Origin of the sequence: Staphylococcus americanisciuri, from assembly GCF_024814435.1 — a bacterium.
Classification (GTDB): domain Bacteria; phylum Bacillota; class Bacilli; order Staphylococcales; family Staphylococcaceae; genus Staphylococcus; species Staphylococcus americanisciuri.
The window spans coordinates 1-23,484 of sequence record NZ_JANUXY010000011.1 but is presented as its reverse complement, the minus strand read 5'-3'; the positions used below and the strand labels follow the sequence as shown (position 1 = coordinate 23,484).

The window sequence follows — 23,484 nt, the reverse complement described above, 5'->3', positions numbered from 1 at the left end:
TTTACTTCCTCCGGTGCTTTATTAATTTTTGCACATTTTTAACTACCCTACTTAAAATAGACGGGTTATAAATTTCATATTCAATTTCATTTTTAACAATTGTCATTTTACTTCTGATAAACAAATAAATCAATGGCAATTTTATTTTATAAATGTTTTTGCTAAAATCATTTGTAGGTTTACCTAGAATATTAAGCCTTCTAGTTTTCACTAAAGTAGCAAGTTTTAAATGATTACCAAAACAATTTAAATATACTTTTGAATCAATTGGTATCGTAGCGGTTGGATCAGAAAATGAAAATTTAATATTTCTTGTCAAGATGTTAAATGTGTGGATATGTATTTTAAAATTGTGCACTAATCTGCTTCTTTCAACTGATTTGCCTTTAAGATTTAACATATAATTAATATAAACATGATGGGTCCTTAAATTGTAAATTATCTCACTACTGATATTGCTAAATAAACGTTGAGAAGCTAATTCAAATCTGTCGACATTGAAATATGGATTTTCGATAATTCTTTCTTGATTGTGTTCTTTTAAATATTCACTATAATGAGTTGCAATAAGAAATTGAACATATGGAATGGTGTGATTAAATTTTTCATTTGATTTTCTGATTAAAAACATATAATTATTTTCAATCAGTGGTATGTAGCGCTCTTCTAAAAACCAAGCTGATTTACTCAATGAATTAGGGTTTTCACTATTATAAAAATATGCCGTATCACTTATCAGACCATATTTTTCAATATCTATTAAAATATTGTTAATGAATTTAGCATCCTCCCAAAATGTTAAATTCTCATCAAATCTATACTGTTGATTATCGAAAAGTCGTTTTCTAAATGCCATTCCGCCAATATGAAACTGTATATACTGATAATCATTATGTATGTCAACTATTTGTTTACCCGCATGAAATCTATAGTTCAAGCTGTGCTGCTGAAATATTCCATTTTTAGTACGTATAAGCGGCGTTGCAACTATATCAATATCTGCGTATGTATTAAAATAGTTATCAATCTTCAAAAAGAAATTCTTTGCTACCTTATCAGAATCATCTATAAATACAACATACTGTGCATATTGGCTCATAGCTTCAATACCTTGATTTCTAGCAGCACTTATTCCCTGATTACTTTGTTTTAATATCTTAAACCGTTTATCCTTTTTATATGGCTCAAGTAAAATAGCTGTATCATCTATACTTCCATCATCAACAACAATTATTTCAAAACGAAATCCTTCAAGACCCCGCTTAATATTCTCTAGTGTATTTAATATTTCTTTACTTCCATTGTATGTCGAGACTATAACTGAAAACATATTGTCACTCCTAATATCTAAATCTGTATTGGCTAGTGATATGTTGTACTATCAAAATCTCTTTAATGATTAATCTAATAAGGGAGAATTATTACTAAATATTAATTATAATATATAGAGATAGTTATTTAAAAGTATTCAAAAAAGCTTATTTTTATATTATACTATCAGTTCTTTTATTGGTAAATAGCAATAACCGATAGCAGAATTAATAATATTACAATCCTTTTTCAACAACATAATTATTAGATAAAAACAATGATTTTCATTTAAAATAATTAAAATGTAAAACGTATTATTATGTCCATCATCCTCATCAAAAAAACTGTATTTCTTATGACATAATCATTCAGTCTTAAGAAATACAGTTTTCATATGTAGCTAATCATTATTATTAGAATTCAAATGGTTCTATATGCACAATCGTTTCAACTTCTCCCAGACTCTCTTTCAATTTAGTTTCTACTTGATCTGAGATTTTATGGCTTTCAATAACTGTAAGGTTTGGGTTAACTGCAATTGTCACATCAATAAATGAAATCATACCGTGACTGCGTGCTTTAATATCTCTAATTTCATGAATATCACTGATTGAAGCAATGCATTCATAAATGTAAGAAAGCTCTTCTTCATCATAGCCGTCTGTTAATGTAATAGCTGTTTCTTTAAAAATGTCAATACTTGTTTTCATAATTAAGAGACCAATCACAATGGCTGACAGTGTGTCCAGCATAGGTACACCTAGATAAACACCCATAATACCTATAACAGTCCCTAAAGAAACAAGCGCATCGGAAAGATTATCATAACTTGCAGCTTTTAATGCACTACTTTTCACTTTACGTGCTAAGTTGCGATTATAGAGAAAAACAATAAACATTATAAAACTTGACACTAAACCGACAACAATAGCTGATTGACTCGGTTGATGAAAGTTCCCTTTATAGAAATGCTGCACGCCTGTCACAATCACTTGGATACTCACTGCAAACATAATAAAAGATGCGATAAGTGCTGCAATAAATTCTGATCTGTAATGACCATATGGATGATTCTTATCAACCGGCTTCATAGAAATATGTAATGCGATTAAAATGGCTATCGAACTGATAACATCAGTGGCGTTATTAATACCATCTGCCATCAAACCACGACTATCAGCTAACCAACCATACAACACCTTTAAAATTGTTAATAATGTATATGTAATAATACTAAGCCATGCCCCTTTTTTAGCTTGTATTATTTTATTATCCAATTGCATGAATTGTCACCTCAAATATAAGTGATGAAATGAATGTAAATAAGTTATACCATTTTACTATTATTTTATGAAAAAGTAAAAAAGCGATTAAAAATTACATTACAAGATTACCAATATTCAGATTATAATTGCTTTAAGGCTGATTTCTACAAACGAGATCATCCATAAAGAATGAGAACACATGTTTTATAAAAAATATCAAAGTTATGGGGCAAACATTGATATTTGTTACTAAACGGAATTGTGTTATTTATGAAGGGGATGAAAATATGAAATTCAAAGGGCTAACAGTTAAAATAATCGTCGCACTTATATTGGGGATCACAATTGGTTCCATCTTTAATTTTTATGAAGGCGCAAAATTTGTTACCTTCGCAGACCAATATATCTTTAACGTTATCGGTCAAATCTTTTTAAACTTAATATTTATGCTTGTTGTACCAGTTGTTTTTGTATCGATTGTACTAGGTGTCATTGGTGTAGGTGATCCTAAACTACTGGGCGGTATTGGACTGAAAACGATGGTCTTTTTCCTATCAACAACCGCTTTAGCTATCATATTGGCAACGTGTTTAGCATTAATCGTAAAACCAGGGGCTGGGCATTCAGATTTATTAAAAAGCGATGAAGTAACATCTTATCAAAAAAAATTGACAGAACAAAAAGAAGCTGAAGATTCACCTATGAACCAAACTTTTGATCAAACGGTGATTGATTTCTTCCCTAAAAATGCTGTTCAAGCAATGACTGAAGGAAACATGCTTCAAATTATTACATTCGCGATATTCATTGGTGTCGGTATTATGATGGTTGGTGAAAAAGCAAAGGTTGTACATAAATTTTTCGATCAATTCAATGAAGTTCTGATGTATATCATATCAATGATTATGAATAAATTTGCACCTATCGGAACTTTTGGGCTTGTTGCACACGCATTTACTGGTGCTGGATTTGGTGCCATTCGACAATTAGGTTTATATTTCATCGTCGTTCTCGCAGCACTTTTTATACACTTCTTTGTTGTATACGGAGGCGCTGTGAAGTTCTTAGCCAAACGCAGTCCAATGGAATTTTTTAAAGGATTTTTCCCAGCGATTACTGTAGGATTTGGTGGATCAAGTTCCAATGCGGCTTTACCCGTTTCAATGGAATGTACGAAAAAAATGGGTGTTAAACCTGAAATCGCCTCATTCGTTCAGCCACTAGGTGCAACAATTAACATGGATGGTACTGCCATCATGCAAGGTGTTGCAACAATCTTTATCGCACAGTTAATGGGTGCTGATTTAACAATTGTTCAACTCATCACTGTTGTATTAGTCGCTGTTATCGCATCAGTTGGGACTGCCGGTGTTCCAGGTGTAGGTCTTATCATGTTAGCAATGGTCTTAACAGCTGTTGATTTGAATCCAGCTGCAATTGGTATCATTCTTGGTATTGACCGACTACTTGATATGTCGCGTACAGCTGTTAACATTACAGGTGATGCAGCTTGTGCCTTAATCCTATCAGAACGTGAAGGTCGCAAACTTAAAGGCCATATGCACGCTGAATAAAACTCAATATCAATTGAACAACAATCCCTGATGACATTTTTTAGTCCTATGTCATCAGGGATTGTTTCGTATTATATCAAGTGATTAGCCAGCGCATATAACGCTGCTTGTGTACGATCTGTTACTTCCAACTTCGCCAAAATGTGACTGACATGTGTTTTTATCGTTTTTTCAGATACAAATAACGTATCCGCGATTTCTTTATTCGTCTTACCTTTTGCCATTTCTTTAAGCACTTCTGCTTCACGTTTCGATAATTTGTTTTGAATATGTGGCTTATTATTTACAATTTCCATAACTTGTTGCGCTTCTTTATGGACAACCGTCTCACCGTTAAGGACCTTTTGAATCGATTCAATAAGACGCTCCGGTTCAACATCTTTCATCTCATAGCCATCAGCGCCTTCATGCATAGCTGAAATTACATGTTCTTCATCAACATAACTTGTTAACACTAAGACCTTGATTGTTGGATACTGACGTTTTAAATGCTGTATTAGCGTAATCCCATTCATTTCAGGCATAACCAAATCAACGAGCACTAAGTCTGGCTGACATATTTCCTGAGCCAATGCATCTAACAATACACGTCCTGAGCTGAAACTCCCTACTACTTCTATTAACTCACACGTTGACAGTAAAAACTCTAAGCCTTGTCTAACAATATAATGATCATCCACAAGCGCAACTTTCGCCATTTCTAATCCCCCCTATTACTACGTCTGTACGGCACCTCAATATGCAAGGACGTCCCATCAACTGATTGTATGGTTAACTTGCCATTCAACAAATGTACACGTTGTTTGATGTTTAACAATCCATGACTGTCACGCGCGTCTATTGCTTGCATATCAAAACCAATCCCGTTATCTCGAATAGTCATTTCAAACTTCTCAGCATCTTGAGAAAAGGATACGAAGACCTCATGAGTGCCCGCATGTTTTTTTGTATTATTCATGGCTTCTTGAATAATACGATACACATTTGTCTCAATCTTATTTTCCAAGTCAATCAAGCCTGAAATCGACACATGTACTTGAATATCGATTAATGCAGCATATTGTTTTAGAGCATGAACCAGTCCTTTCTCTAAGCCGACTGGTTTGAGTTGCCATATCAATGCACGCATTTCGTTCACAGCGTTTTGGCTTGTCACTTCTATCTGTGAAAATGCACGCTTAGAAATATCATCTTGTGCCATTTGTCCCGCAGCATGTGCCGTTAATTTTAATGAGAATAGCATCTGGTTCACTGAATCATGCAAATCACGAGCTAAGCGATTACGCTCATTGATTCTTGCCGCTTCTTTTTCTTGATTAGTCAAATCGATTCGTTTGATTGCCGAGCCGATTTGGAATGCAACAGACTCCAATAACTCAAGATCCTCATCACTATAATGTTGCGTATACGGCGTAGCAACATTTAACAAACCAAATTGTTCACTTCCTGATTTCAATGGAACCGTCGCATGGTGCGTAATATTTTCAGTTTCCGTTTCATATTCACGACTCGCCAAGTTAATTCGTGAACAACTGATAATATTAGAAGCTTTCGTCAACTTTTTATTATGATAGGATTGGACACACCAACATGTCCCTTCAGTCATATATTTACAATGATTATTCATCAGACCTTTTGGCAAACTGCGATGTGCCTCCAAAGTATGTGCGCCTGTCTCATCAATGAAGAAAATCCAACCTGTCGTGAAATCGCTGCCTTCAATTAAATAATCCAGTGCACCATTCATCATCGACTGAATTTCTGTTTCTTCATTCAAAAACTCAGCAATTTCTTTCAATAAGGCTAAACGTGTTGGTCTCTCCATGAACTCATCTCCTTATCATTATCACTTGTATTATACATGTTCTTATTTATTGTGAAAAATATCTGGACTAAATACAGTACATTGTATTTTATGGTATGATAGAAAGACTTAAGGAGGCTATTATGAAGATTTTAATCCCTCAACAATTTAATGACATGACTTTAAGAGCTATGTTTCAAGCTTTAAAATTACCCAAAAAAGAATTACATCAACTTAATATGTCGAAAGAAATTACAGTAAATGGTGATGCCGCAACATTAAATACACAGATTCATACTGGTGATACAGTGTTATTGCCTGATTCTGGCGCTGAAAGTCAATATTTACCAAGCTATCGTTATGCTAATATCGTTTATGAAGATGATTACCTTGCGATTGTCCTCAAGCCTAAAGGTGTTAAAACGCATCCAAATGACTTGAAAGAAAGCAACACTTTGATGAATCACGTCATCTATACATTGAATTGTCCTTACGTAGAACCCATTCATCGTCTCGATCAAGAAACAGTTGGCTTACTTATTGTGGCAAAAAATCCACTGGTTAAAAAAATATTAGACCGCATGTTAGAAGATAACGAAATCCACCGAATCTATCGTGCACAAGTCAAAAGTTTGTTGCCTATTAAGCCACAAACGATTGATATGCCTATTGGAAAAGATAAATTCCATCCAAATAAGCGACGTGTATCTCCTACAGGTCAGCGTGCTGTGACACACATCCTCAAGTCAGAAATGTTAAAAGAGGGTGTATGTCAACTATACGTTAAACTTGATACTGGCCGTACCCATCAAATACGTGTACATCTTGCTGAGATAGGTCATCCAGTTCTTGGTGATCCGCTGTATAGTGATGCAACTTTACGACAATTAAAATTAGAAAGTTATCAAATTGAATTCGTACATCCATTCACGCAAGAAGCCATATCTGTATCGCTCGACGATGTAAAATAGTAAAAAAAGTTCGCCTATGTGTTCCTTCACATAAGCGAACTTTTTTAGCTAATTAACGTTTGAGTTTGTTGCGAAACCGACGCACCCAACTAGATGCAGCACGTACAGGTTGACCTGTCTCAATAATATTCTCTTTTTTCAATTGAATACCATATTCCACTGCTTCATTCATTAAATATTCTTGTGCATTTAATGGCTCCAAATCATTTTCAACGTAATGATAGACACCATAACGATCTTGATAACGTCCCTTTTGATTGTCTGAAAGCTGCAAATTCATGTAATCCACTAAACGATTAGCAATATCCTTATTTAACACTGGGAATAAAATTTCTACACGCTTAATCATATTGCGTGTCATCATATCCGCAGAAGATAAATAAATGCGCGCATCGCCATTGTTATGGAAATAGTAGATACGTGAATGCTCTAATAAACGACCGACAATACTCACAACTTCAATATTTTCACTTACACCAGGAATCCCCGGTTTCAAACAGCAAATACCTCTGATGATTAACTGTACTTTTACGCCAGCCTGAGATGCTTCGAACAACTTCATAATAAGTGCTTTATCAGTCAATGAGTTCATTTTCATCATCATCTTACCATTGCCATGTTTCTTGTGACTTTCAATCTCTTCATCAATCCGTTCGATAAACAAATCTCGAATTTCATATGGTGCAACGATTAATTCTTGATAATCTGGTTTGATAGAATAACCGCTCAAATAATTAAAGAAACTCATCGCATCTTGTGCAATTTTCTTATTGGTTGTGATAATTCCCATGTCAGTATATAGTTTGGCTGTTTTGTCATTATAATTACCCGTGCCTAAATGAACGAACGGCACGAGTTCGCCATTGATACGCTTAACAACCAATGTGATTTTACTATGTGTTTTTAAGTGCGTCATACCATACATTACATGACAACCTGCTTCTTCTAACATACGTGCCCAATGGACATTGTTTTCTTCATCAAAACGTGCTTTTAACTCAACTAACACTGTTACTTGCTTACCATTTTCCGCCGCATTTTTTAATGCCTCAATAATCGGCGAATCACTACTTACACGATAAAGTGTTTGTTTAATCGCCATCGTATTCGGATCTTCAGAAGCTTCCCTAATAAAGTCTACAATCGGATCGAATGATTCATATGGATGATGAAAGAAAATATCACGCTTTAATGCAAGGCCATATACATTGCGATCACCTAATGATTGTGGGACTTGTGGTGTATAACGTGGGTATTTCAAGTCTTTTAGCTTATTCGATAAATGTCCCACAAGTTCAAAGACCATGGTTAAATCTAACGGACCATCTGTATAATAAACATCTTCGGGCGTTAGCTCTAAAGTATCGATTAGCCAATCAATTTCCAAATCTTGTTGGCCACGGTTATCTATTTCTAGACGAACAGCTGCCCCACTTTTACGTTCTTTCAAAAAGCGTTCAATTTCAATCAATAAGTCCTCTGCACCATCTTCATGAATCATCAAATCAGCATTGCGCGTTATTCTAAATGTATAGGTATTTAAGATTTCATAACCTCTAAACAAATACCCCATAAAATATGAAATAATATCTTCAATCAAAATAATGTAATGTTTATTGCCATCATTAATTGTTGTGAAACGATCTAGCAATGTTGGAATTTGAACTATCGCAGAATTCACTTCATTGCCTGTATCGATATCCACAAAAATATTTAATGTTTTATTGTTGAGCTTAGGAAATGGGCGATACGCATCAATACCTAATGGTGTCAAAGTCGGTAAAATTTCATTCAAAAAGATAGTTTTTAGACGTTCTCTTAAAGCTTCATCTAACGCATCTGGCTTCGTTAAATATACATCGTACGTCTTCAATTCTTCCATGAGTTCATTAAAGCGATGATATTGGAATGAAACATTTTTACGGTTCTTTCTTTCAATCGCTTGTAATTGTTCGGAAGGTGTCAATTGCGACTTATTTTCTGGTTTATCGTAGCCCATTTTGACTTGGTCTTTTAAGCCAGCGACACGTACCATGAAAAATTCATCTAAATTAGAACTGCCGATTGCAATAAAATTGAGTCGTTCTAACAAGGGATTGGTTTTATCACATGCTTCTTGAAGTACTCGATAATTGAAATCAAGCCAGCTTACTTCTCGATTGTTATAAAAACTAGGGTCATTAATATCAAATTTCACTTTATTGTTTGTCACTTTTATCATCCACCTTATTCTATATACCTGCTACTTAGGTGTGATACCAATTAAGACCTCCGTTAACGTTTGAATCGCACCAAAACAGCGTTGTATATACACTTACGATTCCAATGTCAATCTCTTTTCTCTCGGCAGTCTTTACATAATCACTTTCAATTACACCTTAATATGCAAAAACTATTTTTTGATAAATTGAATACTAAGTTTAGCCTTCAATATTTTTTCAATGTGCTTTTTCTGACGGTTTGACTGATACTGCTCAGCGATGGGTTCCCCTTGATAATACACATTCAATTGGTATTGTTCGACATCGGAGTCAGTGATTAGTGCTACTTGGTTGACTGTATTCGTGTTTGATATATTGAGCGCATTGACAAACTTGAGAATACCGCCCAATGCTTGAATATCACTGAGTTCTTTATCTGAAAACCATTGTGTCTCATCGCTATATTGCTTTAATAATGACTTATTTTTAAAGCTTGTAAGCAGCGCTAACCTTACACGTTCTTTATGTGTCAAACCATTGATACTAGAGTTAGCAATAATATAATACGTATGTTGTGAACTGGAGTCAGAGTCGATAAACTTACCTAAATAATAGAGATAGGCTGCTTGTAAAAAGCGTTGTTGCACTTCTTCATCGACCTTTAACTTATCTTGTTCTGTCAATTGCGTTAACAAAGTTTCTGCAAGTTTTTGACGTTGTTTGGCACCTGTTGGTTCAATTCTATATTCATTCGCCAAATGACGTAGCGCATCGCTTTGGACATTTTCCTTTCTGAACTCGCCGCGATGTGTCTTAGCAATTTGATGCATCATAAAACCTTCACGAATACCTTTACGTGAAAATGTAAAAGATTCCGCTTGTATCAGATTAAATAGCACATTAAACACAACGACAGCAGGTATGATGATATCCATACGATCTCGACTCAAGCCATCTAAGTTCACTAACTCATCTCTAGAATTCGCCTTCAATGTTTCATAGACCGTTGTTAAATCATCATGTGTCATCGAATAGCTGTGGACACCCGCAATTGGATATTGTCGTAACGCTTGGTGAATGCGCGCACAGTTTCGAGCAGAACCACCGATACCGATTAATGGTACACCTTTATTTGCAATCCAATCTAACTTGCTGAATGACTTTTTCAGAAACTTCTCCAACTTCTTAAGTGCTTCCTTGTCATTATGTTGTTTCCCATCAAAAAACATGCGTGTAAGCGTAACAACACCGAATGGAAAACTGACAGCCTGCTTAATTTTTTTATTTTTGAAATACGTCAATTCTGTAGAACCACCACCAATATCAACGGTAATACCATTTTGAATATCTGTCGTGTGTGTAACGGCATATGCGCCATAGAACGCCTCATCTTCTTCAGGTATCAAGATGATATCAATTCCGACTTCTTTTTTTACACGTCGCACAATGGTCTGTTGATTTTGGGACTGACGAATGGCTGCAGTTGCAATCGGATACAATGCTGACACTTTGAATGCTTCAGCAACCTTTTTGAAACTCTGTAAAGCTGTGACTAAAACGTCTACGCCCTCTTCAAGCATATTTCCTGCCTCATCTAAATATTGACTTAGTCGTGCAGGGGTTTTGATATTTTGAATCTCATTCAAGCCTGTATCGTGATCAAATTCAACGATTACTAGACGAATGGTGTTAGATCCAATGTCTATTAAAGCATTGCGTTCCATACGTACAAGTTGCCTCCTCGATTATTTAGGATGAACCATATCAGCTGGACGAATCCATTGTTCAAACTGTTCTTCTGTTAGGTGCCCTGATTGAATCGCCGCTTCTTTCAATGTTAATCCTTCTCTATGTGCTTTTTTAGCGATTGATGCTGCGTTTTCATAACCGATATGTGGGTTTAATGCTGTCACTAACATCAATGATTGGTTTAAATAATTATCGATATGTGCCTCGATTGGTTCAATGCCTACTGCACAGTTTTCATTAAATGTATTCATACCATCCGCTAATAAATAAATTGATTGTAATGTATTATGCAAAATTACTGGTTTAAATACATTCAATTCAAAGTTACCTTGTGAACTAGAAATGCCAATGACCGTATCATTTCCCATAACTTGTACAGCAACCATTGTTAACATTTCACATTGCGTTGGATTTACTTTACCCGGCATGATAGATGAACCTGGCTCGTTTTCTGGAATTGAAATTTCAGCTAATCCAGCACGTGGACCAGATGCTAACCATCTTACATCATTAGCAATTTTCATCAAATCGCCAGCAAGCGCTTTCAAGCTGCCATGTAACTGTACAACTTCATCATGCGCAGTCAATGCATGGAATTTATTAGGTGAAGAGACAAACGGATAACCTGTATTTTCCGAAATATGCGCTGCTACTTTATCACCGAACTCAGGATGCGCGTTAATACCTGTACCAACTGCAGTCCCACCAATTGCTAAATTCAAAATGTGCTTTTTAGAATCTGCAAGCAATTGTTCGCAAACATCTAACATATAGCGCCAGCCACTGATTTCTTGACCCAGTGTAATCGGTGTTGCGTCTTGTAAGTGTGTACGACCGATTTTGATGATATCTTGATATGCCTGCTCCTTATTGTAGAAAGTATCACGTAATCCTTTTAATGCAGGCACTAACTTTTGTTCAATTTCATGATAGAGTGCTACATGCATCGCTGTTGGGAATGTATCGTTAGAACTTTGAGACTTATTCACATCATCGTTTGGATGAATTTTCTCATCACTTCCTTGTTCTGCCAAATACTCATTCGCAACAAAACTTACTACTTCATTGACATTCATGTTACTTTGTGTGCCACTTCCTGTTTGCCATACAACCAATGGGAAATGTTCATCGAGTTCCCCAGCTAAAATACGGTCACATGCATGCACAATGGCATCTTTTTTGGCATCGCTCAACTTGCCTAACTCATTGTTTGCAAGTGCAGCAGCACGTTTTAATTGTGCAAAACCGTACACAACTTCAATCGGCATTTTTTCTTTACCAACTGGGAAGTTTTGCTTACTACGTTGTGTTTGTGCTCCCCAATATTTATCTGCTGGTACTTCGATTTCTCCAAATGTATCATGCTCAATTCTTACTGACATATTTACTCGACCCCTTTATTGTTTTTGTTTCACCTCTACACCTAAATTATAGCATTAAACGAAATATTCGTTCAATTACATCTCGCTACTCAAGTGTAAAAAATTGTGCATAATTAAAACTGTCCTGTATCAAGCTAGGACATATTTTATTTATATGCCAGGCAACTGATGTCAGTGTTTAAAAATCAGGTCTCTCATTAGAACTTGAGCGCAGAACAGCAATCCCATTTTTCTAACAAGATTCCATTGTCTATCCTAGCAAGTCTGATATAGTAGGAAAAAGTTTAAAGCATGTATTTTCACTTCAGTTATCTACTATCAGATTTAATAAAATAAAGTGCCCTTTACAGAGTGCTAAGATTCTACTTGTGTCTTAAAGAAACTCAATTCATCAGCTCATCTAAAAACGCACAAAAGCATAACTAGAAACTTGTCATAAGCCTTCTAGTTATGCTTTAAACTCAATGTATTGTTCTATATCGTTGTTTTACTGCTTGAATCACTGCAATAGCTGTTAAAATATATAAAATCATACCCAGTGCTAATAACAATGGGCTCAGCTGTATCAATAATGACCAAATACCGTCAAGACCAGCATAAAAGCTGTCCAAGTAAATATATAGCCCAATTGTTATTGCGATACAACAGATTACACTGATAATAACACCTTTTTGATTGCTCTGAATAAATGTCTCAGCTGTTACACAATCATCCACAAGTCCTTTAGACAAGTTCATCTGTAACTGCACAACTTTAAATAATACAGGCAAATAAAGTGTTCCCAATGCTAATGGAAATCCTTTAATAGAAAGTAAATTCACAATTGTAGAAATGACGAGTAAAGACACCCAATATCGATATAATTTCATTTTTGTCACCTTGATATAGTTTGTAAAGTCCTCATTATTTTATCATATTCATGTCATATACACAGCGACAATTTACAACCATTTTTATATAACACGTCACATCAACATACAAAAACTTTTACGATAGTTCATTCTTGGGTTAGAATAAAACTATTCACATTCACTAGGAGGTTCATACTAATGCACATTCGTAATATTGACCACCTTGTATTGACAGTAGAAGATGTTCAACAGACTGTGAAATTTTATCATGATGTATTGGGAATGGAAATTATTCATTTTGAGCACAACCGCACGGCACTAAAATTTGGACCACAAAAAATTAATATTCATCAAGTAGACAAAGTCATCACACCTAATGCTGGAATGGCTACACCGGGATCTGCTGATTTATGTCTGATTACTGTAGAACCTATCGACGAGGTAATCTTACATCTTCAACAAAAGCATATCAATATTGAGTTGGGACCTGTTGAAAGAACCGGCGCACTAGGCAAAATAATATCAATTTATGTGAGAGATCCTGACAACAACTTAATTGAACTAGCCCACTATACTAACACGTAATATATACAATTTGTACACACAAGTAGAAAGCTAGCAGGCCTTTTAATAAAATACACTGCTAGCTTTCTACGTACGTTATTTACCTGATTTACGATCACTACGCACCGATTCTTCATGCGATTGATCATACTTTTGTTCATCATTCTCCTCAGAGATTTGTTCCATCTCTTTGCCCAATTCTACAACTTCCTCAAAGCTCTCAACCATGCCATTATCACTATTTTGTTTGTTCATCACAAGTCCTCCTTAGTATTAAGCATACAGTTCCGTAAAATAACTTCTTACATCTTCAGGTAGTCCTTGCGCTGCTGCTTCATCTAACACGACATTAACCATGCGATGGGATTTCAAACTTGACGGCACAAATGTCGTGCTACCATTCTCTTCGTATAATTTGCGTACAACTTCAGCTTTCTCACTACCTGTTAATACGAGAATAATCTCACGTGCTATCAATACACCATCATTCATCGGGATACCCATACTTCCTTCTCGATCAATCGTCACAACTTGCATTGTTAGCTTACCTTTGTTTTCTTTCGTTTTCGCATGACGCTTAATAAATGCTTCAATCTTCTCATCTGTTGGAATTTGGTGAATTTGTTTTTCTGGAACACCTAAATTTTTATAAAAAACTGCATTGTTGTCGTAATCCAAAATATGAATTTGACTAAAATCTACTGGATTATTAGATACATTTTGTTGTAAAGCTGCATTAATAGGTGCTTGATCGTGTTGCAAATGCACACCTGCAATCGTTGTTGAATTATTGTTGAATTGCTTTCTTAAAATATCCGCAACAAAAGTCGCTACCGTATCTTGATCTTTAAAAATTTTAAAATTCATCGCCATCGTTACCCACTCCTTAATTGTGTTTACTCGTTATTGTTATTATTCACTACATACCCTGCTTTGATTGTCGTTAAAACCTCTATATCATCATTTAAAATAACAATATCTGCATCTTTACCTTCTGTCAAACTTCCTTTATGTGACAAAACATTTAAAGCCTTAGCTTGATTATAACTTGTCACACGCCATAATTCTTCTAGAGGCGCATGCGTATAATTTAATAAGTTGCGCAAACCATCATTCATTTTTAAAATACTGCCAGCTAGCGCACCACTGGCGAGCCTTGCTTCTTTACCTTTTACAATGACATTCTGACCGCCTAAATCATACTCACCATCTTGCAACCCTTTAGCACGCATAGCATCTGTAATCAAATATAAGGCATGATTTCCTTTCATGCGATATGCCACGTCAACAGCTGCTGGATGCGCATGAATCCCATCAACAATAATTTCCGTATGAAGAAATGGATTCGTCCACGCTGCACCAAAGACGCCCGGTTCTCGATGTGCAAATGATGTTGCAGCATTGTAGAGATGTGTCACATGTTTCGCACCATGAGCCACCGCTTCAGTCGCTTGTTCAAATGTGGCAACCGTATGTCCCATTGAAAAGATGATTTCATTACCCAAGGTTGCCAATGTTTCTTGTGCACCTTCTACCTCTGGTGCATACGTCATAATTTTAATTAGCTGATTCGCTGACTTTTGAAAAGCTTGAACTTGTTGGACAGAAGGACGCTGTACAAAGGCTGGATTTTGTGCGCCCACTTTATGTTCAGAAATAAAAGGCCCTTCTAGATGTACCCCTAATATTTCAGCAGCTGGCTTAAATGGTGTTGCCTGTGCTTGTTCAACATATGTAGCCACTGTCTCGAGCGCTGAATGTATAGCTGTATTCGATTGTGTCATCGTTGTTGCAAGATAGCTTGTTGTCCCTTCACTTAACAAGCCTTCTGATAATGCAGCAAGTCCTTCAACAGATGCATCCATCACATCGTGTCCATAACCTCCATGAATGTGAATGTCAATAAACCCAGGTAAGATGTGTTGTCCAGATGCATCAATCACTTGTAATGAACCTTGATATGGAAAATGTTTAATCTGGTGGATGCGTTGATCTTTCACAACAATATGACCATCCCTTACAACACCATCTTCCGTATAAATATAACCACCTTGTATTACATACATTTTTGTCATAACTATCCCTTCTTTTTGAATTATTGTAATCCTGGATAACCTTGTTGACGCAATGCTTCATATACTAACATAGCAGCTGTATTCGATAAGTTAAGTGAACGCACGTTGTCATTCATTGGTATACGCAATGCTGTGTTTTCGTATTTATCTTTCACCCAACTTGGTAATCCTGTTGTCTCTTTACCGAATATAAAATAATGATTTATTTCTCTATCTGAAAAATCTAAATCTGTATGTGCTCTTGAACCAAACTTGGTTAATAAATAATACGTGCCGTCCGTCTGTTCAAAAAATTCTTCAATACTATCATGATAAGTAATATCGACAAACTTCCAATAATCTAGACCCGCACGGCGTAACATTTTATCATCCGTGCGAAATCCTAATGGACGAATCAAATGCAACTTGGTATCTGTTGCTGCACAAGTACGTGCAATATTGCCTGTATTGGCTGGTATCTCAGGTTGATATAACACAACATGAATTGTCATAATTATAGTCTCCTCATTTCTAATCCCTTTTTCATTTCTATTTGTACTTCTTCAATTTCTGAATCATAGCGTGACAAAATATAAGCTTCTGCCTCATCTTCCAAAATCTGTCCAATAGCCCAATAGGCTGTAGCGCGTATCATGGGTCGCGCGTCATTCTCTGCTACTGCTTTCAATTCGGGAACCGCTTCTTTTTCTTTAAAATGAGCAAGCGCTAAAATCGCATTGCGTTGAATTGGCTTTTTCCCTCGCCATGCACCAGCTAAGTGACCATATGTTTCCTTAAATGCTTTGTTGCTCATCTGCAATAATGGGATAAGACGTGGCTTCAAAATTTCAGGTTCTAAAACAATGTCATCATGTTGCGTATTAATCCCTCTATTTTTAGGACACACCTGCTGACACGTATCACACCCATAAAGACGATTGCCAATTTTATAACGGTATTGATCAGGCATGTAACCCTTCGTCTGCGTTAAAAAACTGACGCATTTTTGACTATTCAATTGACCATCGCCGACTAACGCCCCTGTCGGACAACGCTCCACGCATATCGTACAAGACCCACAGCTATCCATAATTGGATCATCTGGTGGAAATGGAATACTTACTAACATTTCCCCAAGATACGTCCAAGTGCCTAAGTCAGGGTTAATCACGAAGCCATTACGTCCTGTGTAACCCAAGCCAGCACGTTCTGCTACTGCGCGATCAGATAACACACCCGTATCTACCATCGACATCATTTCTACCTCTGGCACACGTGATTTGATATATTCTCCCAATGCTTCCAGTCGCTTGCGCATAATGCTATGATAATCTTGGCCCCAAGATGCACGTGCAAAAATCCCTCTTCGTTCTCCACGCTTGCTTTTCGGCACATTCGGCAAACGATTCGGGTACCCAACTGCAATAGCAATAATCGACCTAGCAGATGACATCGATAACTTCGGATTCGTTCTCATCTCAATATCTGTAGGTTCAAAACCAGATGCATAACCATTCGCATGATAGTCAATCAACTTTTGCTTGAGCTCATCAAATGGATCAGCAGTTGTAAAACCAATACTGTCAATCCCTATTGTATGGGCATATGCAATAATATCTGACTTCAATTGAGCAACGTCCATATTCGTCACCTCTCAAAAGTTACCTTACTATTTTAACATATTTCACGTCATCAACACCTGCAACTTGTATATGATATTCAATTTATTTACAGGCAACAAAAAAATCTCAAGCAGGCTTATTTTATATCACCATACTTGAGACTTCTCTATTTCCTTATAGCACACGACTCAAGAAATTCTGAGTACGTTGGTGCTGTGGGTTTTCAAAAAGATTTTGTGGCGTATCATCTTCAACAACAACACCATCTGCCATAAACACAACCCTGTCACTTACATTTTTCGCAAAGCCCATTTCATGTGTTACAACAATCATTGTCATCCCTTCTTTGGCAAGATCTGTCATAACAGTCAACACTTCACCAACAACCTCTGGATCCAGTGCTGAAGTTGGCTCATCAAACAGCAAAACACTCGGATTCATTGCCAATGCACGTGCAATTGCCACCCTCTGTTTTTGTCCGCCCGATAATTGACTCGGAAACGCATCAGCCCGATCTTTCAAACCTACTTTATCTAACAGTTCAAGCGCTTGTTCTCGCAATACAGCTTGATTTGCTTTTTTCAATAATGTAGGTGCTAGAATGATATTGTCAATCACTTTTTTATGTGGAAACAAATTGAAATTCTGAAACACCATTCCCATTTTTTGTCTTAACTGATCGACATTTGTTTCTTTAGCTGTTAGATCTTTACCTTCAAAAATGACATGTCCTTTTGTCGGTGTTTCTAACAAATTCATACATCTCAACAATGTACTTTTTCCACTACCTGAAGGACCGATGATTGCTACCCCTTCACCTTTTGCTACTTCTAAATTAATCCCTGTCAATACTTCATTTTTACCAAAAGACTTGTGTAAATTATCAATTTTAATCACTGACACTCAATCTCCCTTCAAAGTAACTCATTAAACGAGAAAGTAAGAATGTTAATACAAAATACAATACTGCTGCAATTAACAGCGGTGTAAATGGGTCAAAAGATGCCCCCTGAACTACTTGTGAATTAAACATAATCTCGCTCACACCTATTACTGAAACAATGGATGATTCTTTAATTACTGTTACGAACTCATTACCTAATGCCGGTAAAATATTTTTAATCGCTTGCGGCATGATGACTGACTTCATAGTTTGCCCATAACTCAAACCTAGACTTCTCGCAGCTTCCATCTGTCCTTTATCAACCGCATTGATACCAGCACGAATAATTTCAGCAATATAAGCTGAACAGTTAATAACGAGTGCAATGGTACCACAAATAAAAGCTGATATATCGAGACCTAGTACTGCGGTAGTTCCAAAATATACTAAGAAAACTTGTACTAAGAGTGGTGTTCCTCTTAAAAATTCAATATATACAGATGCTAGCCATTTCAATGGTTTAATCGTGCTGATTTTCATCAATGCAAACAATGCGCCAAATACAGCACCCAATAAAACACCAATGATAGAAATAAGTATTGTGTTTTTTAATCCTGTGATAAAGAACGTACCATATTTACTGAAAAAGCTACCATCATCTTTCATCGCTTGTGCAGCCTTTTCTGCATACTTATCAATTAACTTTTTATCATTTACTTCAGCAATAGTTTTATTCACTTTATCCAAAAGTTCTGGTGATTCTTTCGGCACTGCAACAGCTGTTTGTTTTTCAGAATTTGCAAATGATACTTTTGATAATGCAAGGTCACTATTTTGCTTTAAATACGCATCAGCAACAGCACTATCCATCACAACACCATCAATCTTGTTACTCTTTAATGATAAGATAACTTCTGGCAAACGCGTTAAAGATTGCACATCTGCATCTTTAATTTCTGTTTGTGCGAGCTCTTCTTGCGTTGTTTGCTTTTGAGCACCTATGCGTTTACCTGTTAAATCTTCTAACGTTTGATATTTATCTTTATCTTGTTTTCTAACTACAACAGTCTGTTTAACGGCCATGTAAGAATCGGAAAAATCCACTTCTTTTTCACGTTCTGACGTAGGTGTCATACCAGAAATAATCACATCAATCTTTCCGGTTTTTAAAGCACCTAATAAGCTGTCAAATTGCATATTAATGATTGTTAATTTGAGGCCATTATCTTTAGCAATTTTTTTAGCTAATTCAATATCTATACCTGCATAATCTCGTTTTCCGTTAATTGTGCGTTCAAATTCCATCGGCGCATAATCAGCAGACAGACCCACACGCAATTCTCCTCGCTCTTTTATCTTTTCCCATTTTTCATCTGCGGCATAAACTTTGCCTGATAATGGTAAAGTGGTCATCAAAATAGCTAAAATGAAAACGATGCACCCTATCTTTTGTATATACTTCATTAAGCAACCCCCTTTTACGATATTCATCATTATACATATAAGTGCAAATTTATGCAATAGTGTTTTAAAAAATCGTTATTGCTTTACAAAAAAACAATAACGATAAAAACAAGTCATCATATATAACTATTGTTTCGGTAATTCAAAGCGATAAATATCATCTGAATAACTTGGTAAAATACGCTTACAGATTTGATGAACAAAAAATGCCATTGTGAACGGGATAATAAAATATGCAAATGCAAGTATTAAAATATTCATTAGCGGATCACCATCCATACGGTTAAATGCATTAATTGGACCCACTAAACCTGTATAACCAAATCCCGCTGACATCGGTGTTCCTTCAATTCCTACAAAGTATGCAAGTAAACCACCAATCGTACCATTAATAATCAGTGGCACCATAATAATCGGATGTTTTAAATACACTGGAATCATCATTTTAGCCGCACCAACTAATAATACAATATTAACACCTGCTTTATTCACTGTTAATGACCCAAACAAGAACGTAACACAGGCTGCTACAATCCCCATATTACCAGCACCGCTACCTAAACCAGTTAATGAAATAGCTGTTGCAATCGCTACCACTGAAATAGGCGTCACCATTAGCAATGCAAAAGTAATTGTAATTAATATACTCATCAACATTGGATTTAACTCAGTAAACGAATGAATAATAGTTCCCAGTGTACTCGTTACTTTTCGTACATAAGGTAATATCAATAGACCGAGATAACCTGAAATAATTGGAATCACCACTGGCAAAATAATCAGTTCTAATGAGCCAAACTTACCTCGTAATAACATAAACAAGGCACATGCAAAAGTAACAATAATCATCACATTAATAATGTCCCCTATACCTTGTAACATGATTGCCCCATTATCAAAAACAATTGCCCCTGAACCTAACATTGCTGAAGTTCCCACAAAAACAGAACCTGGTCCTGAAAACTTAAACATATGTGCTGCTACAACACCAATGATAAATGCCATAAATGATTGAATAACAATGACCAATTGATAGATCATTTCTAATACTTCATTACCATCTTTAAAAAATTTTAACAATTCCCCCAATAATGCATTCGGTAGTAACGCAATAACAACGCCCGCCCCGACAGCATTCAGTATGTTGTTGAAAAACTGCTTTCCACTACTATCTGCCTTTCCCACTTGAAACCCTCCTTAAATATAATATGTTTATCATAATATAAAACCAAGGTTGTCACAATAAACAATCTATCAATTTTATGCCCATACACCCAAAAATAATTTATTTAAAAATTATTGACGAAACAATATGAACGTACTATAATACATATATGTGATTTTGTTAGTCAATCATATCACTTGCTATTAAGCCGATGTGGCGGAATTGGCAGACGCGCGGGACTCAAAATCCCGTGTCCATTAGGACGTGTCGGTTCGACCCCGACCATCGGTACTATTTCAAATGATGTCTTCTTTCAGTGAGAAGTCATCATTTTTTTATTTTGAAAAAAGATAAGACTGTAGATATGTGACAAGGTAATCCTATTGAAGGTTTAACTAATAATGGTTTAACAGCCTCTTACATACCTATTAACTGTACTCGACGATACGCAACAATCAGCGCATTGTCTTTTTCAGGACGTACTTGTGTGAGCTTATCTTGAATAACGCGTTTCACACGATTAGAGATAAAGCAATGTTCATCAACAACACTTGTTTAGTCTGTAAATGTTTTTTGACAGCACTGGCACTTAAAGCGCCATTTCGCTAGGTTAAAGTATACATTTGATTCTTATGACTTCTGTTAAGTGAATAAGATAAAGTACCGTAGACAATGGCAAAAAGCTGACAACAGACTTACACTTCTTCATCAATATGATCTATTTGAATATTTTCATCTTTAATTTTGAGTCATTTTAAGATATCATGTCACATTGGCGCATCATGTCTCCTTTCATTTGAGTTTGGTTACTTAAAATGATAGAGGCATGAGCGCTTTTGCATGCTAAAAAGCAAAGGGCAGAATGGCTCATTCATGCCATATCCCACCATAAAAGATGTAGAACCAAAACGTATAAAAGCACAAAAAAACCGTCCATGATACAACAATTAATATTGCTGTATTGGTTCGGATATAGAAAAATATGGAGCGGAAGATAGGACTTTCACCTATACCTTTTTCCGGGAAGGAAAATATTCTAAAATTGAAATACTCCCGCATATAATATGGAGCGGAAAACAGGACTTACACCTGTACCTCTTTCCGGGAAGGAAAGTGTTCTAAAATTAAACTATTCCCGCATAGGTAAACATGGAGGCGGCAACCGGATTTGAACCGGTGAATAGGGGTTTTGCAGACCCCGGCCTTACCACTTGGCTATGCCGCCAAAGGAACTGGGCTAGCTGGATTCGAACCAGCGAGTGACGGAGTCAAAGTCCGTTGCCTTACCGCTTGGCTATAGCCCATTAATTATAACTTTAAGGGCGGCTGATGGGAATCGAACCCACGAATGTCGGAACCACAATCCGATGCGTTAACCACTTCGCCACAGCCGCCATGGCAGGGGCAGTAGGAATCGAACCCACATCAAAGGTTTTGGAGACCTCTATTCTACCGTTGAACTATGCCCCTATTAGGATGGTGGAGGGGGGCAGATTCGAACTGCCGAACCCGAAGGAGCGGATTTACAGTCCGCCGCGTTTAGCCACTTCGCTACCCCTCCAAAAGATGGTGCCGGCCAGAGGACTTGAACCCCCAACCTACTGATTACAAGTCAGTTGCTCTACCAATTGAGCTAGGCCGGCTAAAAATAAAAATGGTGGTTCAGGACGGAATCGAACCGCCGACACAAGGATTTTCAGTCCTTTGCTCTACCGACTGAGCTACTGAACCATAAAAATGGCGGTCCCGACGGGAATCGAACCCGCGATCTCCTGCGTGACAGGCAGGCGTGTTAAACCGCTCCACTACGGGACCACTAAAAATATATTGCGGGAGGCGGATTTGAACCACCGACCTTCGGGTTATGAGCCCGACGAGCTACCGAACTGCTCCATCCCGCGCTAATAGAAACTATAACAAATGGCGGAGGAAGAGGGATTCGAACCCCCGCGAGCCGTTAAGCCCCTGTCGGTTTTCAAGACCGATCCCTTCAGCCAGACTTGGGTATTCCTCCATAATTATATGGACCTTGCAGGACTCGAACCTGCGACCGAACGGTTATGAGCCGTTAGCTCTAACCAACTGAGCTAAAGGTCCTAATAATAATTTCTATCAACTAATAATTAGTGGCGGCGGAGGGGATCGAACCCCCGACCTCACGGGTATGAACCGTACGCTCTAGCCAGCTGAGCTACGCCGCCATATATAGTTGTATTGTATTAAATTAAATGGTGGAGACTAGCGGGATCGAACCGCTGACCTCCTGCGTGCAAAGCAGGCGCTCTCCCAGCTGAGCTAAGCCCCCATAAACTATTTATTAAGTAAGTCGGGAAGACAGGATTTGAACCTGCGACCCCTTGGTCCCAAACCAAGTGCTCTACCAAGCTGAGCTACTTCCCGAAAAGAATTGTAGCGCGCCCGATAGGAGTCGAACCCATAACCTCTTGATCCGTAGTCAAACGCTCTATCCAGTTGAGCTACGGGCGCATATTCTGAAATGGTGCCGAGGACCGGAATCGAACCGGTACGGTAATCACTTACCGCAGGATTTTAAGTCCTGTGCGTCTGCCAGTTCCGCCACCCCGGCAAAATAATGGAGCAGAAGACGGGATTCGAACCCGCGA

Annotated in this window: 19 protein-coding genes and 18 tRNA genes; 4 read left to right on the top strand and 33 right to left on the bottom strand. The window is 37.0% G+C overall.

Annotation, left to right across the window (positions count from 1 at the left end):
* Position 1: 1 nt before the first annotated feature.
* Together NXS11_RS09710 and NXS11_RS09705 are read right to left on the bottom strand one after the other, a co-directional pair.
* Positions 2–1,330 carry a glycosyltransferase family 2 protein gene (locus NXS11_RS09710; RefSeq protein ID WP_259200809.1) on the bottom strand — a complete coding sequence of 443 codons (1,329 nt, stop codon included), beginning with the start codon at positions 1,328–1,330 and terminating at the stop codon, positions 2–4.
* Between the two features lie 394 nt (positions 1,331–1,724).
* On the bottom strand, positions 1,725–2,594 hold the full coding sequence (locus NXS11_RS09705; protein ID WP_259200808.1) for a cation diffusion facilitator family transporter: 870 nt from the start codon (positions 2,592–2,594) through the stop codon (positions 1,725–1,727).
* A gap of 269 nt (positions 2,595–2,863) precedes the next feature.
* Here NXS11_RS09705 and NXS11_RS09700 point away from each other — a divergent pair, with 269 nt between their 5' ends.
* Positions 2,864–4,150 (top strand): dicarboxylate/amino acid:cation symporter, encoded by a 1,287-nt coding sequence (locus tag NXS11_RS09700; RefSeq protein ID WP_259200807.1) that lies wholly within the window; start codon positions 2,864–2,866, stop codon positions 4,148–4,150.
* 71 nt (positions 4,151–4,221) lie between these two features.
* Here NXS11_RS09700 and NXS11_RS09695 read toward each other — a convergent pair whose 3' ends face one another.
* Both NXS11_RS09695 and NXS11_RS09690 read right to left on the bottom strand, forming a co-directional pair.
* Entirely contained in the window at positions 4,222–4,848 is a 627-nt protein-coding gene (locus NXS11_RS09695; RefSeq protein WP_259200806.1) for a response regulator, read from the bottom strand.
* 2 nt (positions 4,849–4,850) lie between these two features.
* Entirely contained in the window at positions 4,851–5,975 is a 1,125-nt protein-coding gene (locus NXS11_RS09690) for a GAF domain-containing sensor histidine kinase (protein ID WP_259200805.1), read from the bottom strand.
* Between the two features lie 122 nt (positions 5,976–6,097).
* On the opposite strand from NXS11_RS09690, the gene NXS11_RS09685 reads away from it, so the two are divergent.
* Positions 6,098–6,925 carry an RluA family pseudouridine synthase gene (locus NXS11_RS09685; RefSeq protein ID WP_259200804.1) on the top strand — a complete coding sequence of 276 codons (828 nt, stop codon included), beginning with the start codon at positions 6,098–6,100 and terminating at the stop codon, positions 6,923–6,925.
* A 52-nt stretch (positions 6,926–6,977) separates the two neighbouring features.
* On the opposite strand, the gene NXS11_RS09680 is transcribed toward NXS11_RS09685, so the two are convergent.
* From NXS11_RS09680 to NXS11_RS09665, 4 genes are all read right to left on the bottom strand, one after another.
* On the bottom strand, positions 6,978–9,146 hold the full coding sequence (locus tag NXS11_RS09680; RefSeq protein ID WP_259200803.1) for an RNA degradosome polyphosphate kinase: 2,169 nt from the start codon (positions 9,144–9,146) through the stop codon (positions 6,978–6,980).
* Positions 9,147–9,317: 171 nt separating this feature from the next.
* Entirely contained in the window at positions 9,318–10,850 is a 1,533-nt protein-coding gene (ppx, locus tag NXS11_RS09675; protein ID WP_259200802.1) for an exopolyphosphatase, read from the bottom strand.
* A 21-nt stretch (positions 10,851–10,871) separates the two neighbouring features.
* On the bottom strand, positions 10,872–12,257 hold the full coding sequence (gene fumC, locus NXS11_RS09670; RefSeq protein ID WP_259200800.1) for a class II fumarate hydratase: 1,386 nt from the start codon (positions 12,255–12,257) through the stop codon (positions 10,872–10,874).
* Positions 12,258–12,718: 461 nt separating this feature from the next.
* Positions 12,719–13,126, bottom strand: coding sequence for a hypothetical protein (locus NXS11_RS09665; protein WP_259200799.1), 408 nt, complete (start codon positions 13,124–13,126; stop codon positions 12,719–12,721).
* A 180-nt stretch (positions 13,127–13,306) separates the two neighbouring features.
* On the opposite strand from NXS11_RS09665, the gene NXS11_RS09660 reads away from it, so the two are divergent.
* Complete coding sequence (locus NXS11_RS09660; RefSeq protein ID WP_259200797.1) at positions 13,307–13,693, top strand: VOC family protein; 387 nt, start codon at positions 13,307–13,309, stop codon at positions 13,691–13,693.
* 75 nt (positions 13,694–13,768) lie between these two features.
* Here NXS11_RS09660 and NXS11_RS09655 read toward each other — a convergent pair whose 3' ends face one another.
* The 8 genes from NXS11_RS09655 to NXS11_RS09620 form a co-directional block, all read right to left on the bottom strand.
* The gene (locus NXS11_RS09655; protein ID WP_259200796.1) at positions 13,769–13,927 is read right to left on the bottom strand and encodes an SAS053 family DNA gyrase inhibitor; all 159 of its coding nucleotides are present in this window, start codon (positions 13,925–13,927) and stop codon (positions 13,769–13,771) included.
* An 18-nt stretch (positions 13,928–13,945) separates the two neighbouring features.
* On the bottom strand, positions 13,946–14,545 hold the full coding sequence (locus tag NXS11_RS09650; protein WP_259200795.1) for a 6-phosphogluconolactonase: 600 nt from the start codon (positions 14,543–14,545) through the stop codon (positions 13,946–13,948).
* 23 nt (positions 14,546–14,568) lie between these two features.
* Positions 14,569–15,747, bottom strand: a complete 1,179-nt coding sequence (nagA, locus tag NXS11_RS09645) for an N-acetylglucosamine-6-phosphate deacetylase (RefSeq protein WP_259200793.1) — start codon at positions 15,745–15,747, stop codon at positions 14,569–14,571.
* Positions 15,748–15,767: 20 nt separating this feature from the next.
* Positions 15,768–16,238, bottom strand: a complete 471-nt coding sequence (gene trmL, locus NXS11_RS09640; RefSeq protein ID WP_259200791.1) for a tRNA (uridine(34)/cytosine(34)/5-carboxymethylaminomethyluridine(34)-2'-O)-methyltransferase TrmL — start codon at positions 16,236–16,238, stop codon at positions 15,768–15,770.
* 2 nt (positions 16,239–16,240) lie between these two features.
* Positions 16,241–17,368, bottom strand: a complete 1,128-nt coding sequence (gene queG / locus NXS11_RS09635) for a tRNA epoxyqueuosine(34) reductase QueG (protein WP_259200788.1) — start codon at positions 17,366–17,368, stop codon at positions 16,241–16,243.
* 154 nt (positions 17,369–17,522) lie between these two features.
* Complete coding sequence (locus NXS11_RS09630) at positions 17,523–18,245, bottom strand: amino acid ABC transporter ATP-binding protein (RefSeq protein WP_259200786.1); 723 nt, start codon at positions 18,243–18,245, stop codon at positions 17,523–17,525.
* Complete coding sequence (locus NXS11_RS09625) at positions 18,238–19,644, bottom strand: ABC transporter substrate-binding protein/permease (RefSeq protein ID WP_373319404.1); 1,407 nt, start codon at positions 19,642–19,644, stop codon at positions 18,238–18,240. Before NXS11_RS09625 ends, NXS11_RS09630 begins: the two co-directional genes overlap by 8 nt.
* A 177-nt stretch (positions 19,645–19,821) precedes the next feature.
* Positions 19,822–20,880 (bottom strand): PTS sugar transporter subunit IIC, encoded by a 1,059-nt coding sequence (locus NXS11_RS09620; protein WP_259200783.1) that lies wholly within the window; start codon positions 20,878–20,880, stop codon positions 19,822–19,824.
* Between the two features lie 187 nt (positions 20,881–21,067).
* Here NXS11_RS09620 and NXS11_RS09615 point away from each other — a divergent pair.
* Positions 21,068–21,151, top strand: a tRNA-Leu gene (locus NXS11_RS09615).
* A gap of 774 nt (positions 21,152–21,925) precedes the next feature.
* On the opposite strand, the gene NXS11_RS09610 is transcribed toward NXS11_RS09615, so the two are convergent.
* From NXS11_RS09610 to NXS11_RS09530, 17 genes are all read right to left on the bottom strand, one after another.
* Positions 21,926–21,999: transfer RNA gene (locus NXS11_RS09610), tRNA-Gly, on the bottom strand.
* An 11-nt stretch (positions 22,000–22,010) separates the two neighbouring features.
* Positions 22,011–22,085, bottom strand: a tRNA-Cys gene (locus NXS11_RS09605).
* A 7-nt stretch (positions 22,086–22,092) separates the two neighbouring features.
* Positions 22,093–22,164: transfer RNA gene (locus tag NXS11_RS09600), tRNA-Gln, on the bottom strand.
* Between the two features lie 17 nt (positions 22,165–22,181).
* Positions 22,182–22,254 (bottom strand) — tRNA-His (locus NXS11_RS09595).
* Positions 22,255–22,256: 2 nt separating this feature from the next.
* Positions 22,257–22,330, bottom strand: a tRNA-Trp gene (locus NXS11_RS09590).
* Between the two features lie 7 nt (positions 22,331–22,337).
* A tRNA-Tyr gene (locus tag NXS11_RS09585) sits at positions 22,338–22,421 on the bottom strand.
* Between the two features lie 6 nt (positions 22,422–22,427).
* Positions 22,428–22,503, bottom strand: a tRNA-Thr gene (locus tag NXS11_RS09580).
* Positions 22,504–22,515: 12 nt separating this feature from the next.
* Positions 22,516–22,591: transfer RNA gene (locus NXS11_RS09575), tRNA-Phe, on the bottom strand.
* 7 nt (positions 22,592–22,598) lie between these two features.
* A tRNA-Asp gene (locus tag NXS11_RS09570) sits at positions 22,599–22,675 on the bottom strand.
* Between the two features lie 12 nt (positions 22,676–22,687).
* Positions 22,688–22,761: transfer RNA gene (locus NXS11_RS09565), tRNA-Met, on the bottom strand.
* A 20-nt stretch (positions 22,762–22,781) separates the two neighbouring features.
* Positions 22,782–22,874: transfer RNA gene (locus NXS11_RS09560), tRNA-Ser, on the bottom strand.
* Positions 22,875–22,883: 9 nt separating this feature from the next.
* A tRNA-Ile gene (locus NXS11_RS09555) sits at positions 22,884–22,957 on the bottom strand.
* Between the two features lie 30 nt (positions 22,958–22,987).
* Positions 22,988–23,061: transfer RNA gene (locus NXS11_RS09550), tRNA-Met, on the bottom strand.
* Positions 23,062–23,089: 28 nt separating this feature from the next.
* A tRNA-Ala gene (locus tag NXS11_RS09545) sits at positions 23,090–23,165 on the bottom strand.
* 21 nt (positions 23,166–23,186) lie between these two features.
* Positions 23,187–23,260 (bottom strand) — tRNA-Pro (locus tag NXS11_RS09540).
* 13 nt (positions 23,261–23,273) lie between these two features.
* Positions 23,274–23,347: transfer RNA gene (locus NXS11_RS09535), tRNA-Arg, on the bottom strand.
* Between the two features lie 11 nt (positions 23,348–23,358).
* Positions 23,359–23,447, bottom strand: a tRNA-Leu gene (locus NXS11_RS09530).
* Between the last annotated feature and the right edge of the window lie 37 nt (positions 23,448–23,484).